This window comes from Lelliottia sp. GFLA7 (genome assembly GCF_056490165.1).
Window position 1 is genome coordinate 91,111 of the sequence record NZ_JBWLAQ010000004.1, and the last position, 16,412, is coordinate 107,522.

A 16,412-nucleotide genomic window follows, 5' to 3' on the forward strand; every position below is an offset into this window, starting at 1 on the left:
TCAGGGGATATTACATCCCCTTTCCCGCCAGCAACGTCGCCGCGATATTTCTCGCGGTCATGCGCACGTTTTCTGCGGCATTTTCTAACGCATCTTCCAGAGAGCAAACGCTATAAATCACGCTGAACACCGCATCGATGCCGTGCTCATGCACCACGCCAACATCCGCCGTCAAGCTCCCCGCAATACCGATCACGGGCTTGTTGTAACGTTTGGCGACTTTCGCCACGCCGACCGGCACTTTGCCATGTATCGTCTGGCTGTCGATGCGCCCTTCGCCGGTGATCACTAAGTCGGCATCAGCAACATGCTTATCCAGATGCAAAGCGTCGGTGACAATCTCAATGCCCTGGCGTAACTCCGCGCCGCAAAACGCGTACAGCGCTGCGCCCATGCCACCCGCTGCGCCGCCGCCCGCAAGATTGAGCACGTCTTTATCCAGATCGCGGGAGATGATTCGCGCAAAGTGCGCCAGGGACTGATCCAGCTTACTGACCATTTCCGGGGTCGCCCCTTTTTGCGGGCCAAACACCGCTGATGCGCCTTCATCGCCGGTTAACGGGTTGGTGACATCGCATGCCACTTCGATGCAGCACTCCGCCAGACGGGAATCCAGCGTGTTGGTATCAATACGTGCCAGCGTGCCCAGCTCGCCGCCGCCGTGCCCAATTTGATGGCCTTGGGCGCTCAGCAGTTTCGCCCCCAGCGCCTGCACCATTCCGGCTCCGCCGTCGTTAGTGGCACTTCCACCAAGACCAATAATGATGTGTTTTACCCCCGCATCCAGGGCATGACGAATGAGTTCGCCTGTGCCCCAGGAGGTGGTTTTGAGTGGATTACGTAAGGATGAGGCGACAAGTTCAAGGCCGCTCGCTGCCGCCATTTCGATAAACGCGCTTTGTTCGTCCCCGGATAATCCGTAGAACCCTTCAACGTTTTCGCCCAACGGCCCGGTGACCTGGACGTTAATGATTTTGCCCTGTGTGGCCGCCACCATCGCTTCGACCGTGCCTTCGCCGCCGTCGGCTACCGGTAATTTGACATACTGCGCCGAAGGAAAGATCTTGCTAAATCCCTGCTCGATCGCCGTCGCCACCTCAAGAGCACTCAAACTTTCCTTATACGAGTCCGGTGCGATTACAATTTTCATAAGCCATCCTTACGCCTGTTAACTTCGTTGAGCATACACCCGTGCAGAGTGCAAAAATGCCGACTCCCGCAGGAACCGGCATTCACACCTAACGCACCATGCAAGGACGCTTATTATTAAAGGTCCAGTCCGGGATTAAATACTGCATCGCCATCGCATCATCACGTGCGCCCAGGCCATGCTTCTGATACAGCTCGTGCGCTTTCATTAGCTGATCCATATCGAGTTCGACGCCTAAGCCTGGGGTGGTGGGTACGTTTACCATTCCGCCTTTGATCTCGAACGGCTGTTTGGTCAGGCGCTGGTTGCCCTCCTGCCAGATCCAGTGGGTGTCGATAGCGGTGATTTTCCCTGGCGCTGCGGCAGCTACATGGGTAAACATTGCTAACGAAATATCAAAGTGGTTGTTGGAGTGCGAACCCCAGGTCAGCCCGAATTCGTGGCACATTTGCGCCACACGCACCGAGCCTTGCATGGTCCAGAAATGCGGATCGGCCAGCGGAATATCAACCGATTGCAGCGAAAGGGTGTGCCCCATCTGACGCCAGTCGGTGGCAATCATATTTGTCGCCGTTGGCAGACCCGTCGCCCGACGGAATTCGGCCATCACTTCACGACCGGAAAACCCTTGCTCAGCGCCACACGGATCTTCGGCATAGGCCAGCACGCCTTTCAGCCGCTTACCAATGCTGATGGCTTCATTGAGCGACCAGGCACCGTTGGGATCGAGCGTGACGCGCGCCTGCGGGAAGCGCTTCGCCAGGGCTTCAATCGACTCAGCCTCTTCCTCCCCCGCCAGAACGCCGCCTTTCAGTTTGAAATCGTTAAAGCCATATTTTTCGTAGGCGGCTTCAGCCAGTCGTACCACCGCATCCGGCGTCATGGCTTCGTCGTGACGCAGACGATACCAGTCGCATTTTTCGTCCGGCTGGCTTTGGTATTCCAGCGGCGTCAGTGTGCGATCGCCCACGAAGAACAGATAGCCGAGCATTTCGACTTCGCTCCGTTGCTGGCCTTCGCCCAGCAATGAGGCGACGTTAACGCCGAGATGCTGCCCCAGCAGATCCAGCATCGCCGCTTCGATCCCCGTCACCACATGAATGGTGGTGCGCAGGTCAAATGTTTGTAGCCCTCGACCGCCCGCATCGCGATCGGCAAAGGTGTTACGCACCACGTTTAAGACGTTTTTGTATTCGCCAAGCGTTTTACCCACCACTAATGGGATCGCGTCCTCCAGGGTTTTGCGGATCTTCTCGCCGCCCGGAATTTCACCCACGCCGGTATGGCCTGAGTTGTCTTTAATGATGACGATATTGCGGGTAAAGAACGGGGCATGCGCGCCGCTCAGGTTCATCAGCATGCTGTCGTGGCCCGCCACCGGGACAATCTGCATTGACGTCACAACAGGGGTAGAGAAAGTGCTCATCATTCCATCCTTTTAATCAGTGGCGACCGAACGCCGGGCGTTTGCGGTCAAATGTCCAGCCGGGAACAAGATATTGCATCGGACCCGCATCATTACGCGCGCCGCCTGGCAGCTTCTTGTAAAGCTCATGCGCCTTATGGATTTGATCCCAGTCCAGTTCGACGCCTAATCCCGGTGCATCCGGTACGGCGATTTTGCCGTTTTTAATCTCAAGGGGATTTTTGGTCAGGCGCGCGTCGCCCTCCTGCCAAATCCAATGGGTGTCGATGGCCGTTGGCGTACCCGGCGCAGCGGCACCAACGTGCGTGAACATCGCCAGTGAGATATCAAAATGATTATTGGAGTGGCAACCCCAGGTCAGGCCCCAGTCGTCGCAGAGTTGCGCGACACGCACTGCGCCTGAAAGCGTCCAGAAATGCGGATCGGCCAACGGAATATCGACTGAATTCAGCATGACCGCGTGACCCATTTCTCGCCAGTTGGTGGCGATCATATTGGTCGCCACCGGCAATCCTGTTGCGCGACGGAATTCAGCCATCACTTCGCGTCCTGAAAAACCCTGTTCCGCGCCACAAGGATCTTCCGCATAGGTCAGCACGTCGTTCAGCCCTTTGCACAGGGAAATGGCTTCATCCAGGAGCCACGCCCCGTTGGGATCGACGGTAATACGCGCATCCGGGAAACGTTTTTTGAGTGCGCGAGCGGCCTCGATTTCCTGCTCACCCGGCAGTACGCCGCCCTTCAGTTTGAAATCTTTAAACCCATAGCGATCCTCTGCGGCTTCTGCCAGACGAACCACCGCGTCGCGGGTCAGTGCCTCCTGGTGACGCAAGTGGTACCAGTCATGATTGCCCGCAGTGTTTTCCAGATACGGCAGATCGGTTTTAGTGCGATCGCCCACGTAGAAGAGATATCCCAGCACCGTCACCGCATCGCGCTGTTTGCCCGGGCCGAGCAGTTCACACACCGGGACGTTCAGCGTTTTTCCGAGAAGGTCAAGCAGCGCCGCTTCTAGCGCGGCGACAGCGTTCACGCGCAGTTCAAACGTCCAGGCACCTTTGCCGAACGTATCGAAATCAGCCGCCTGATTGCCCTTGTGCACTTGCTGCACCACGTTGTTCAGTCGGGCAATTTCCCGACCGATGACCATCGGAATGGCATCAAGCAGCGTCTGGAGAATCACTTCGCCGCCTGGCGCTTCCCCTACGCCGGTGTTCCCGGCGCTGTCGGTGAGAACCACGATATTGCGCGTGAAATACGCATTATGCGCGCCGCCAATATTGAGCAGCATACTGTCGTAGCCGGCCACCGGAATGACCTGCATATCGGTAATCACTGGGCTGGATTGCGTATTCATTATGTGCGCCCCACAATAGGTTTCAATTCCACACGTTTGATATCGCCCACCAGCACCAGATAGCTCAAGACTGCGACCAGAGCGTGAACGCCAACATAGATGAGCGCCCCATTAAACGATCCGGTGGTGCCGACGATATAGCCAATCGCAATCGGTGTGACGATCCCGGAGATATTGCCGAACATGTTGAACAGACCGCCGCTGAGACCGCTGATCTCTTTCGGCGCCGTATCCGCCATGACCGCCCAACCCAATGCGCCAATGCCTTTGCCGAAGAACGCCAGCGCCATAAAGCCGACAATCATCCACTCTACGTCGACGTAGTTACAGAACACCATCGACATTGAAAGCAGCATTCCCACCACGATCGGCGTTTTACGTGCAATGTTGAGCGATCCGGTACGCCGCATCAGCCAGTCTGAAATCACCCCGCCCAGCACGCCGCCGATAAAGCCGCACACCGCAGGGACAGAGGCGATAAAGCCCGCTTTCAGAATCGACATGCCGCGTGCCTGCACCAGATACACCGGGAACCAGGTAATAAAGAAGTAAGTCAAAGCGTTGATGCAGTATTGACCGAGGTAGATACCGATCATCATGCGTGAGCCGATAAGCTGTTTGATCTGGCCCCATTTTTGGCTGAACGGTACTTTTTCTTTGGTACTTTTCTGATCCATGTTGATCAGCGCACCGCCTTCAGCAATGTATTCCAGCTCTTTCTTGTTTACGCCCGGATGTTGATTGGGTTCGTGGATCACTTTTAGCCAGACAAAGCTGATGATGATCCCAAGGCCGCCCATAAAGAAGAACACATGTGACCAACCCACTTCATGCGTTAACCAGCCCATGATCGGCGCGAAGATCACCGTGGCGAAATACTGTGCGGAGTTAAAAATCGCGACTGCCGTGCCCCTTTCTTGAGCGGGAAACCAGGCGGCGACGATACGGCTATTGCCCGGGAATGATGGCGCTTCGGCCAGCCCCACCAGGAAACGTAAGGTGAAGAGTGCAATGATAATGCCGAAACCGTTGAAGACATCGACAAAGCCCTGCAACAGCGTAAACAGGGACCATATAAAGATGGACCAGAAATAGACACGTTTTGAGCCGAAGCGGTCAAGCAACCAGCCGCCGGGGATTTGGCCAATCACGTAGGCCCAAGAAAATGCAGAGAAGACATATCCCATACCGACCGCATCGAGACCAATGTCTTTTGCCATTTCAGAACCGGCAATCGACAGTGTGGCGCGGTCGCCATAGTTGAAGGACGTGACGATAAACAGCATCACCACTATCCAGTAGCGAGCATTGGTGCGCTTCTCTGCGCTGCTCGCCGCGTGGCTTAATGTACTCATTGTTGCACTCCTGAATCGTAGCTTTCGCCAGGTTCATTCTGTACGGCACAACCTGTAGGGTAATCAGAATGAGAGGTTAGTGTTTGCAGTTTTGGTACGGCTTTGTGCCGTTTTATTGTGTCTAACTGCCTTTTTGGTAACTGACGAGGAAAGTATATGTAAGGACTCTCGCCCCTCTCACCGTGCAACGACACAACATTGACGGGCGTGTTTGAGGTTGTTTGAGGCATAAGCACAACGCAATGGAAGGGACTTCACGAAAACGCAGATACGGGAATAAAGAGAGAGAAGTAAACAGAAGAGTGTGAATCAGGTCGCTTGACGCGAGGATAACGCCCTCCGCAGACGGGAGGGCGAAAGATTATTTGAGTAACGAGCCCCAGTTTTCGACCCAGGGGTTTGATTCACTTTCAGGCTCAGGATGCTCGCTTGCATCAATCATCAGCATATCGCCGACGCGTTGAGCGCTTTGCTCCTGCAGTAGCGCGTCAAACTGCTTACCGCCGCCGCAGAAATGGCTATAACTGCTGTCACCCAGAGCGATAATGCCGTAGTGAACATCAGGCTGATAACCCAGCTTATGTTTGATGCCCTGGAAAAGCGGAACGATGCTGTCGGGCAGATCGCCCTGTCCGGTTGTAGAGGTCACCACCAGCACATACTGATTTTTGTACTTTTCCCAGTCGGCCAGATCCGGATCTTCAAAGACGGTCGCTTTATGGCCCATCCCGGCCAGGATCGCTTCGGCTTCTTCGGCCACCAGTAGCGAGTTGCCGTACATCGTGCCGACAAAAATTCCGACTTCAGCCATGCTTAACGCCCTCGATTATTGCTCTTGCTGTTCATCCTGAACGTTGCTGGCGACAAACTCAACCCTTTCATTTTCGGGGAGTTGTCCCAGCCAGCCAAACTGTGATAGCGCATGCATCCATACATCGTCCAGACCCGCACGAATCACCAGCGGTTCGCCGGTAAAAGGGTGCGTCAGGCTGAGCTGGCTGGCGTGTAGCATCAATCGGTCACAACCAAAGTGCTCGGCCGCACTGCGGTTCTGGCGCAAATCGCCGTGTTTGCTGTCACCAATAATCGGATGACGCAGGTGAGAAAGATGGCGACGCAACTGGTGTTTACGTCCAGTTTTGGGTTCCAGTTCTACCAAACCATAACGTGTCGTTGGGAACTTCCCTGTCGCAACGGGCATTTCAACGGTGGCGAGACCACGGTAATCCGTCACTGCAGGCTGAGGATCTTTGTTTTCGCGGGCAAATTTGTCTGCGATTTTATCCAGCTCTTCAACCAACGGATAATCGAGCGTCGCTTCATCCATCAGCCAGCCACGCACGATAGCGTGGTAGCGTTTTTGAATTTGATGCTGCTCGAACTGCTGGGAGAGCAAACGTCCGGCTTCGCTGGAAAGGCCCATCAGCAAAACGCCGGACGTGGGTCTGTCGAGGCGGTGTACGGTAAAAACGTGCTGACCAATCTGGTCGCGCACGGTTTGCATTACCACGACTTTTTCATCGCGATCCAGCCAGCTACGGTGAACCAACCAGCCTGACGGCTTGTTAACGGCAACGATCCATTCATCCTGATACAGGATCTCAATGGTCATACGTTATTTCCGGCAAAGAGTTTGTCCAGACGCTGCAGCTCAATCAATACCCCTTCCCGTTGCGGGTGGGACGTATCGAGCGCCATTTCATAATAGGGGCTAACGGCAAAATCATGCGGAAGGGGGTGACCGCCGTCCAGCAAAGCGTGCAGGCGCGGAATCAGCACCCATTGTAACCACTCGAAAGGCTCGAGCGTATCCAGGCAAAATGGCTGCGTGCTTTCGAAAGCCTCTGCCTGCGGCGCCATTTCTTGCCACAGCTGGTGGTGGCGCAAAAGGGATTCGATAGCGTGCAACTGAGCACGAACGCTGTCGTGATGCGTCATAAATACCTCAACTGAAAAACTGAACGGCGCGCAGCATAGCATTGCGTGACGCAGAAACAAAAAAAGGGAGCACTGTATAAACAGTGCTCCCGGTTCGTTTCGCAGCATTCCAGCTACAATTTGTGCTCCCTGCTCGTCCGTGACAACTTTTCCTGTGGCCCGAGGGCCTGGTCGTCCGTAAACCGCGCATCCTGCTCACATCATCCTGATGTGAATGTTTCATCCCGAAACGTCCTGATCTTCCTGACCCACCGGGCATCCTGACCGGTTCTCTTTCTCCTTCCTGGAGGTGTCCCTTACGCGTCCTGCGTGATCCTTTTTACTTCATCCTGAAGCCTTCCTGCAGCGCCATCCTGACGTATCCTCGGTGAAAAACGTCATCATCCTGATGTTCGCTTCTCGTGTCGGCATCCTGTCGACCTGTATAGGATTACCCATTCCGCTTCGTCTTACAACCCATCCGAAGAGGCTCACAGCAAGCCCACTCACAATAAAAGCGCTTAAAATTCATATCAATCAATTGAAAGTAAACGAATTTAATGAGGAGACTTACGAAATCAAAGCGGCGTGTAACGGTGATCTCTCACAACCCGTGTAAGAGATCTCTCACAAAAGACGTACGGCGTTGGATTACAAAACCGGCTCAAGTTGATTGAGGAAATTCGCAAGTGAGGGCGCGAGAACGTCGCGTTTGCGGGTGCCGAGCGTTTCTTTAATGACTTCACCATTCAGATTACAGACAGCAATCACATCCAGTTCGCTGTCCAGCGTGGCGATAAAGAGCGTCGGGGCAAGTTTCAGGCGTTTTTGCGTCACCAGATGCCCAATCAGATTCTCCTGAACCCGCTGGAAATCATTTTCGCTCCAGGTCTGGAGCAGCGTCATCGTTTCATTAGCGAAACGAGCCTGCATATCCCCGGCAAACTGTGTGGTGTAAAACGCATGAACCGCTGGTTGTACCACGATGTCCATCGCGCGCTCAACTGCATTTACAGTCTGCTCAAGTGAGAACGGCTGGGGCTGCCAGAGAATTTTGTCGTCCATCGTGGTGATAATGCATGGCGACGGCACACCGTATAACTCTTCACTTTGCGGCCACGTTCCATTCATTTCATGCCATGCGTCGCAATAGCGTGCAGTGAATGCCGTCAGGGCATTTGCAGTCTCAATATCCACCGATTTCTCTCTTCACGTCAGACAGGATAAACTTGGGTTTATAGTGTACCTGCAAAGTGGCAATGAAACATGTCTTACGAAAATCATCAGGCGTTAACGGGTTTAACGCTGGGCAAAACAACCGATTACCGCGACACCTACGACGCTAGCCTGCTGCAAGGCGTTCCGCGCAGTCTTAATCGCGATCCACTCGGGCTGCGCGCCGACGCGCTACCTTTTGTCGGCGGCGATATCTGGACGCTCTATGAACTCTCCTGGCTGAATGCGCGCGGCTTGCCACAGGTGGCCGTAGGTCACGTTGAGCTGGATTACGCCAGCGTGAACCTGGTGGAATCTAAAAGCTTCAAGCTTTACCTGAACAGCTTTAATCAGACACGATTTGATTCCTGGAATGACGTGCAACGTACGCTTGAGCGCGATCTCAGCGCCTGTGCGCAGGGCAACGTGACTGTGGCCTTGTATTGTCTGCACGAGCTGGAAGGACAGCCCATCGCCCACTTCCATGGCGCCTGCATTGACGATCAGGATATTGAAATCGACAACTACGAATTCAGCACTGACTATCTCGAAAACGCCACCGACAGCAAAGTGGTGGAAGAGACGCTGGTTAGCCATTTACTGAAATCGAACTGTCTGATCACCCATCAGCCAGACTGGGGCTCGGTGCAGATTCAGTATCGTGGCCCGAAAATTGACCGGGAAAAACTGCTCCGCTATCTGGTGTCGTTCCGTCATCACAACGAATTCCACGAGCAGTGCGTAGAGCGTATCTTTAATGATATTCAGCGCTTCTGCCAACCGGAAAAACTGAGCGTCTATGCGCGTTACACCCGTCGCGGCGGCCTGGATATTAACCCGTGGCGCACCAATACCGAATTTGCTCCCGCGATTGGGCGTCTGGTCCGTCAGTAATTTTTTTCACGATTTGCGCGGTTCATTCCGCGCTTGAGGTTGTGAAACGTCATAAGCCAGGGCTATTGTAATCAACAGGGAAAGAAGATCTTCGTCCCATAAGGAGCTCACTTGATTACACATATTAGCCCGCTTGGCTCAATGGATATGTTGTCTCAGCTGGAAGTGGACATGCTTAAACGCACGGCCAGCAGTGACCTGTATCAACTGTTTCGCAACTGTTCACTTGCCGTTCTGAACTCCGGAAGTCTGACAGATAACAGCAAAGAGCTGCTGTCTCGTTTTGAAAGTTTTGATATCAACGTGTTACGCCGCGAACGTGGCGTAAAGCTTGAAGTGATTAACCCACCGGAAGATGCCTTTGTCGACGGGCGAATTATTCGCTCATTGCAGGCCAACCTGTTCGCCGTCCTGCGCGATATCCTGTTTGTTAACGGACAAATTCACAACGCCGGTCGCTTCCAGCATCTAAATCTGGAAAGCTCGGTCCACATGACTAACCTGGTGTTCTCCATTCTGCGTAACGCCCGTGCTCTGCACGTGGGCGAAGCGCCGAACATGGTCGTCTGCTGGGGCGGCCACTCCATCAATGAAACGGAATATCTTTACGCCCGCCGGGTTGGCACACAGCTTGGACTGCGCGAACTGAATATTTGTACCGGCTGCGGCCCAGGCGCGATGGAAGCCCCAATGAAAGGCGCGGCGGTTGGCCACGCGCAGCAGCGTTATAAAGAAGGCCGATTTATTGGTATGACCGAACCGTCTATTATTGCCGCTGAACCGCCGAATCCGCTGGTTAATGAACTGATTATCATGCCGGATATCGAAAAACGTCTTGAGGCGTTCGTGCGTATCGCGCACGGGATAATCATCTTCCCGGGTGGTGTGGGTACCGCTGAAGAACTGCTTTACCTGCTGGGTATCCTGATGAATCCGGCCAATAAAAACCAGATTCTTCCGTTGATCCTGACCGGCCCTAAAGAGAGCGCGGACTATTTCCGCGTTCTGGATGAATTTATTGTCCATACGCTCGGCGAAGCCGCACGAAGCCATTACCGCATTATTGTTGACGATGCGGCAGAAGTGGCGCGTCAGATGAAAAAAGCGATGCCGCTGGTGAAAGAAAACCGCCGCGACACGGGTGATGCCTACAGCTTTAACTGGTCAATTCGTATTCCACCGGATCTGCAAATGCCGTTTGAGCCATCCCATGAAAATATGGCCAATCTTAAACTGTATCCGGATCAGCCAGTTGAAGTACTGGCGGCAGACCTGCGTCGTGCGTTCTCCGGCATCGTGGCGGGCAATGTCAAAGAGGTGGGCATTCGTGCCATTGAAGAGTTTGGTCCGTACAAAATCCACGGCGATAGCGAGATGATGCGTCGCATGGACGACCTGCTACAGGGCTTTGTCGCACAGCATCGAATGAAGCTGCCCGGCTCTGCCTATATCCCTTGCTACGAAATTTGCGCGTAGCCGCATAATCTACTGCACTATTCCAAGCCGGGTTTTCACCCGGCTTTTTAATTTCATCTGATTAATCATAGGTATTACTTATCTGATTTACATTTTCGACTTGCACGCAAACGATTACCTACATTTCCAAACCGTCAATTATCAGCCTTAATCTAAATTACCCACCAGATAAAACTAAAAAAGCCAATGTTTACAGCCAATCACGCGTATATGGAGCACTAAGCTATCCTGCCATATGTCGTTAATGGTAGCCTTCGCGCCCGTAAATCCGCTTTGACGTTTTAATTACAGTTTTTTGGTCTAATAATGCCCACATTATAAGTGGATTATTGCATTTGGGATCAGGATCACTGATACATTCATTACTTAAATGTATCTTTCCGCCCGCAAATAGTTACGGGGAAAAATTATAAAAAAACCGTCACTAAACGAATTTCATATTACCGTCAGGCGTTTTTTTAATGGATTTGACCAGAAACCTGACAAATTGCTTCCTCCAGGAGAAATAGATGGAAACCACTCAAACCAGCACCATTGCTTCAACAGAATCCAGAAGTGGATGGCGCAAAACGGACACCATGTGGATGCTGGGCCTGTACGGTACAGCAATCGGTGCTGGCGTTCTTTTCCTGCCAATTAACGCAGGCGTTGGCGGTCTGATTCCGCTGATCATCATGGCAATCATTGCCTTCCCGATGACTTACTTTGCACACCGCGGCCTCACCCGTTTTGTTCTGTCCGGCAAAAACCCAGGCGAAGACATCACTGAAGTTGTTGAAGAACACTTTGGTATTGGCGCAGGTAAACTGATTACCCTGCTTTACTTCTTCGCTATCTACCCGATTCTGCTGGTTTACAGCGTGGCGATCACCAACACCGTGGAAAGCTTCATGACGCACCAGCTGCACATGACGCCACCACCGCGTGCCATTCTGTCTCTGATTCTGATCGTGGGCATGATGACTATCGTTCGTTTCGGCGAGCAGATGATCGTGAAAGCGATGAGTATTCTGGTGTTCCCGTTCGTGATTGCCCTGATGGTGCTGGCATGCTACCTGATCCCACAGTGGAACAGCTCAGCGCTGGAAACCCTCTCCTTCAGCAGTGCGTCTGCCACCGGTAACGGTTTATGGATGACCCTATGGCTGGCTATCCCGGTCATGGTTTTCTCCTTCAACCACTCCCCGATCATCTCTTCTTTCGCAGTCGCGAAACGTGAAGAATACGGTCAGGGCGCAGAGAAGAAATGCTCCAGCATCCTGGCACGCGCTCACGTCATGATGGTCATTACCGTTATGTTCTTCGTCTTCAGCTGTGTATTGAGCCTGTCCCCAGCGGATCTGGCAGCAGCAAAAGCACAGAACATTTCAATTCTGTCTTACCTGGCTAACCACTTTAACGCACCGTTGATTGCGTGGATGGCGCCAATCATCGCGATTATCGCTATTACCAAATCCTTCCTGGGCCACTACCTCGGCGCACGTGAAGGCTTCAACGGTATGGTGATTAAATCTCTGCGTGGTAAAGGCAAAAGCATTGAAATCAACAAACTGAACAAAATCACTGCATTGTTCATGCTGTTGACCACCTGGGCGGTAGCGACCATGAACCCGAGCATTCTCGGCATGATCGAAACCCTGGGCGGCCCAATCATTGCGATGATTCTGTTCCTGATGCCGATGTATGCGATTCAGAAAGTTCCGGCGATGCGTAAGTACAGCGGCCACGTCAGCAACGTATTCGTTGTGATTATGGGTCTGATTGCTATCTCCGCTATCTTCTTCTCGCTGTTCAGCTAATACCTCCCGCGCCGTCTTTGGACGGCGCACTCTTCCTCTGACTGAAAGCAATGGACGCATCATGATTAGCGTATTCGATATCTTTAAAATCGGTATTGGTCCTTCCAGCTCTCACACTGTCGGGCCGATGAAAGCCGGTAAACAATTCACGGATGACTTGATTGCACGCGGCATTCTGCACGACGTAACGCGCGTGGTTGTTGATGTATACGGTTCCCTTTCCCTGACGGGTAAAGGCCACCACACCGATATCGCCATCATTATGGGCCTGGCGGGTAACCTGCCGGACAGTGTCGACATCGATGCCATCCCTGGTTTTATCCAGGACGTTAACACTCATGGCCGCCTGCTTCTGGCAAACGGCGAGCATGAAGTGGAATTCCCGGTTGATAAGTGCATGAATTTTCATGCCGACAACCTCTCCCTGCACGAGAACGGTATGCGTATTACCGCGCTGGCAGGCGAAAAGGCTATTCACAGCCAGACTTACTATTCCATCGGCGGTGGTTTTATCGTCGACGAAGAGCACTTTGGTCAGTCGAGTGATTCATCCGTTGCCGTGCCTTATCCGTACAAAAACGCGGCGGATTTACAGCGTCACTGCCAGGAAACGGGCCTGTCGCTCTCCGGCCTGATGATGAAAAACGAACTGGCGCTGCACAGCAAAGAAGAGCTCGAGCAGCACTTCAATAACGTCTGGGATGTGATGCGTGGCGGTATTGAACGCGGCATCACCACCGAAGGCGTTTTGCCGGGCAAACTGCGCGTTCCGCGTCGTGCCGCTGCGCTGCGCCGTATGCTGGTCAGCACCGACAAAACCACGACCGACCCGATGGCCGTTGTTGACTGGATCAACATGTTCGCGCTGGCGGTAAATGAAGAAAACGCTGCGGGTGGTCGCGTGGTAACTGCACCGACTAATGGCGCGTGCGGTATCGTTCCGGCGGTTCTGGCTTATTACGATAAGTTTATCCGTGAAGTTAACGCCAACTCACTGGCGCGCTATCTGCTGGTGACCAGCGCGATTGGCTCACTTTACAAGATGAACGCGTCCATTTCTGGCGCTGAAGTTGGCTGTCAGGGCGAAGTCGGCGTTGCCTGCTCAATGGCAGCAGCAGGCCTTACTGAGCTGTTGGGCGGTAGCCCGACGCAGGTTTGCATCGCAGCAGAAATCGGTATGGAGCACAACCTTGGGCTGACCTGCGATCCCGTCGCCGGACAGGTTCAGGTGCCTTGCATTGAGCGTAACGCAATTGCCTCCGTTAAAGCGGTCAACGCTTCGCGTATGGCGCTGCGCCGCACCAGCGAGCCGCGCGTCTGTCTCGATAAAGTTATCGAAACGATGTATGAAACGGGCAAAGACATGAATGCTAAATACCGCGAAACCTCTCGTGGCGGTTTGGCGATGAAAATCGTGACCTGCGATTAAGTCAAAAGGTGCCTCGTTCTGCGAGGCACCTTCCCGCTATCTCCGCCTTTCATAGTTTCCTTCTCTTCGCAGTGTTACCCTTAATCGACTGGATAAAAGGGAGAATGTCTGTGGCCGTTCATTTGCTGATTGTTGATGCGTTAAATCTAATCCGCCGTATTCATGCGGTACAAGGCACGCCCTGCAAGGACACTTGCCTGAACGCGCTGGAGCATCTTATCCGCCACAGTCAGCCGACCCATGTGGTTGCCGTCTTCGATGACGAAGCCCGTAACACTGGCTGGCGCCATCAGCTGTTACCGGACTATAAAGCCGGACGTGCGCCCATGCCCGATGACCTGCATGCCGAGATGCCCACTATCCGCGCAGCGTTCGAGCACCGCGGCGTTCCCTGCTGGGGCGCACAAGGAAATGAAGCTGACGATCTGGCAGCTACGCTGGCGATAAAAGTGGCGGGTGCGGGCCATCAGGCAACGATTGTTTCGACCGACAAAGGCTATTGCCAGCTGCTTTCCCCCACCATCCGCATTCGTGATTATTTCCAGAAACGCTGGCTTGATGCACCTTTTATCGCCAGCGAGTTTGGCGTGTCGCCTCAGCAACTCCCTGACTACTGGGGACTAGCTGGGATCAGCAGTTCAAAAGTCCCGGGCGTCGCGGGCATTGGTCCCAAAAGTGCCGCACAGCTGCTGACCGATTTTCAGGATCTCGAGGGGATTTACGCACATATAGATGACGTACCCGAAAAGTGGCGCAAGAGGCTGGAGGCACATAAAGAGATGGCGTTTATCTGCCGGGATGTGGCGAGATTACAGATTGATTTACAGCTAGACGGGAACTTGCAGCAACTCAGGTTAGTTAAATAATTGCCCTTCATCCGTGAAGAATGAAGGGCAAAGGTATTATCGCTCGTCGCGACGACCACCCACAGCCGCCCACCAGCGACGGACATGCACCGTCACTTCTTCGCGGTCATGATAGAGCTGCCGCGCCTGAATCTCAGCGTTAATCCCCTGAGCATTCAGCTGTTCCTGAATGTATGCCAGGTTTTGAGACACCTCTTCGTAGCGCTTTTTCATTGGCAATTTGAGGTTAAAAATCGTCTCACGGCACCAGCCGTTCACCAGCCAGGTCGCCATCAGCGCCGCCACTTTTGCAGGCTTTTCAACCATATCGCACACCATCCAGGTGATGTTGTTGCGGGTCGGACGATAGCGGAAGCCGTCTTCACGCAGCCAGGTGACCTGCCCGGTATCCATCAGGCTTTGCGCCATCGGACCGTTATCAACCGAAGCCACCCACATGTTGCGTTTCACCAGCTGATAGGTCCAGCCGCCAGGGCAAGCACCCAGATCGACCGCGTGCATCCCGTTCGCCAGGCGTTCATCCCACTCGTCGGCAGGAATGAAGACGTGGAATGCCTCTTCCAGTTTCAACGTGGAACGACTCGGCGCATCTGAAGGGAATCTCAGACGCGGGATACCCATATAAAACGGTGAATTGTTTGTCGTGTAGGAATAGCCCGTATAACAACAGCCTGGCGCAATAAAGAACACATGAACGACAGGGCGCTTAGGCGTCTCGTAATTAGTGAGCACGCCCACTTCGCGCAATGCCGCGCGTAGCGGAACGGTCAATTTGCGGCAGAACTTCATCAGCTCTTTGCTTTCGTTGGTATCAGCCACTTCAACGCGCAGATCGCCACCCTTTTCCACAACGCCTTGCAGCATTCCGGAGATAGGCGAAATACGATCCTCTGGTGGCAGATCGCGCAACAGTTCACCCGCAACAAACATCTGACGGGCAAAAATTAATGAGCTGAACGGTAACTCACGTACCAGCTTGTCGGCGTCATCCGGCTGATAGCACTCGAAGACCACATAGCCCGCGTTCTCTTTCACGCGTGCAAAGCCGAACACCTCGCGGCGCGCCGCTTTATCAGTGATTTCCGCGGCGCACTCTTTCTCAAACCCCGGGCGACAATATAAAACAACCTTATTCATGACCAACGCCCTTGCGTTTCAGACGGATAGCTCCGATAAACATTAATACCCAACCCGCCAGGAAGCTAAAGCCTCCGACCGGTGTAACAAACGCCCACAGGCGTAAATGCGAAAGTGCGAGGCAGTACAAACTGCCGCTAAACAGCACGGTTCCGAGCGCCATAAAGACACTGCTCCAGTAAAACCAAATGCTGATACGGCGCTGCATTGCCACTGCAAGCCCAAAGATGGCCAGCGTGTGAAACGCTTGATATTCAAGGCCGGTTTGAATCCAGCCCATCTCCACAACCCCTAAGGATTTGCTCAATACATGCGCACCAAAAGCGCCCAGTGCGACAAAAATAAAGCCACTGACTGCGGCAAAAATCAGCATGAAACGGCTGGTCATGTC

15 protein-coding genes are annotated in these 16,412 nt (G+C 53.5%); 5 read left to right on the top strand and 10 right to left on the bottom strand.

Annotation, left to right across the window (positions count from 1 at the left end; genetic code table 11):
- Nucleotides 1–10: 10 nt before the first annotated feature.
- From AC07RN_RS13475 to syd, 8 genes are all read right to left on the bottom strand, one after another.
- Nucleotides 11–1,150, bottom strand: coding sequence for a glycerate kinase (locus AC07RN_RS13475; RefSeq protein WP_478336593.1), 1,140 nt, complete (start codon nt 1,148–1,150; stop codon nt 11–13).
- A gap of 88 nt (nt 1,151–1,238) precedes the next feature.
- Nucleotides 1,239–2,579 (bottom strand): glucarate dehydratase, encoded by a 1,341-nt coding sequence (gudD, locus tag AC07RN_RS13480; protein WP_478336594.1) that lies wholly within the window; start codon nt 2,577–2,579, stop codon nt 1,239–1,241.
- Between the two features lie 13 nt (nt 2,580–2,592).
- Nucleotides 2,593–3,933 (bottom strand): enolase C-terminal domain-like protein, encoded by a 1,341-nt coding sequence (locus AC07RN_RS13485; RefSeq protein WP_478336595.1) that lies wholly within the window; start codon nt 3,931–3,933, stop codon nt 2,593–2,595.
- Complete coding sequence (locus AC07RN_RS13490) at nt 3,933–5,288, bottom strand: MFS transporter (protein ID WP_478336596.1); 1,356 nt, start codon at nt 5,286–5,288, stop codon at nt 3,933–3,935. The genes AC07RN_RS13485 and AC07RN_RS13490 overlap by 1 nt, the downstream gene beginning before the upstream one ends.
- A gap of 361 nt (nt 5,289–5,649) precedes the next feature.
- Nucleotides 5,650–6,099 carry a flavodoxin gene (locus tag AC07RN_RS13495; protein ID WP_478336597.1) on the bottom strand — a complete coding sequence of 150 codons (450 nt, stop codon included), beginning with the start codon at nt 6,097–6,099 and terminating at the stop codon, nt 5,650–5,652.
- 15 nt (nt 6,100–6,114) lie between these two features.
- Complete coding sequence (truC, locus tag AC07RN_RS13500; RefSeq protein WP_478336598.1) at nt 6,115–6,900, bottom strand: tRNA pseudouridine(65) synthase TruC; 786 nt, start codon at nt 6,898–6,900, stop codon at nt 6,115–6,117.
- Nucleotides 6,897–7,226, bottom strand: a complete 330-nt coding sequence (locus tag AC07RN_RS13505) for a YqcC family protein (protein WP_133631277.1) — start codon at nt 7,224–7,226, stop codon at nt 6,897–6,899. Before AC07RN_RS13505 ends, truC begins: the two co-directional genes overlap by 4 nt.
- Nucleotides 7,227–7,856: 630 nt before the next feature.
- Nucleotides 7,857–8,402, bottom strand: a complete 546-nt coding sequence (syd, locus tag AC07RN_RS13510; protein ID WP_478336599.1) for a SecY-interacting protein — start codon at nt 8,400–8,402, stop codon at nt 7,857–7,859.
- A gap of 69 nt (nt 8,403–8,471) precedes the next feature.
- On the opposite strand from syd, the gene queF reads away from it, so the two are divergent.
- The 5 genes from queF to xni all read left to right on the top strand — a co-directional run bounded on the left by queF (nt 8,472) and on the right by xni (nt 14,884).
- Nucleotides 8,472–9,314 (top strand): NADPH-dependent 7-cyano-7-deazaguanine reductase QueF, encoded by an 843-nt coding sequence (queF, locus tag AC07RN_RS13515; protein ID WP_478336600.1) that lies wholly within the window; start codon nt 8,472–8,474, stop codon nt 9,312–9,314.
- 111 nt (nt 9,315–9,425) lie between these two features.
- Nucleotides 9,426–10,790 (top strand): nucleotide 5'-monophosphate nucleosidase PpnN, encoded by a 1,365-nt coding sequence (ppnN, locus tag AC07RN_RS13520; RefSeq protein WP_478336601.1) that lies wholly within the window; start codon nt 9,426–9,428, stop codon nt 10,788–10,790.
- A 509-nt stretch (nt 10,791–11,299) separates the two neighbouring features.
- Nucleotides 11,300–12,589: an HAAAP family serine/threonine permease gene (locus tag AC07RN_RS13525; RefSeq protein ID WP_478336602.1), complete on the top strand. Its 1,290-nt coding sequence runs from the start codon at nt 11,300–11,302 to the stop codon at nt 12,587–12,589.
- Nucleotides 12,590–12,650: 61 nt separating this feature from the next.
- The gene (locus AC07RN_RS13530; protein WP_235133969.1) at nt 12,651–14,018 is read left to right on the top strand and encodes an L-serine ammonia-lyase; all 1,368 of its coding nucleotides are present in this window, start codon (nt 12,651–12,653) and stop codon (nt 14,016–14,018) included.
- Between the two features lie 110 nt (nt 14,019–14,128).
- Nucleotides 14,129–14,884: a flap endonuclease Xni gene (gene xni, locus AC07RN_RS13535; RefSeq protein ID WP_478336603.1), complete on the top strand. Its 756-nt coding sequence runs from the start codon at nt 14,129–14,131 to the stop codon at nt 14,882–14,884.
- A 36-nt stretch (nt 14,885–14,920) separates the two neighbouring features.
- On the opposite strand, the gene rlmM is transcribed toward xni, so the two are convergent.
- Nucleotides 14,921–16,021, bottom strand: coding sequence for a 23S rRNA (cytidine(2498)-2'-O)-methyltransferase RlmM (gene rlmM / locus AC07RN_RS13540; protein ID WP_015960245.1), 1,101 nt, complete (start codon nt 16,019–16,021; stop codon nt 14,921–14,923).
- Nucleotides 16,014–16,409, bottom strand: coding sequence for a DUF423 domain-containing protein (locus AC07RN_RS13545; RefSeq protein ID WP_015960246.1), 396 nt, complete (start codon nt 16,407–16,409; stop codon nt 16,014–16,016). Before AC07RN_RS13545 ends, rlmM begins: the two co-directional genes overlap by 8 nt.
- Between the last annotated feature and the right edge of the window lie 3 nt (nt 16,410–16,412).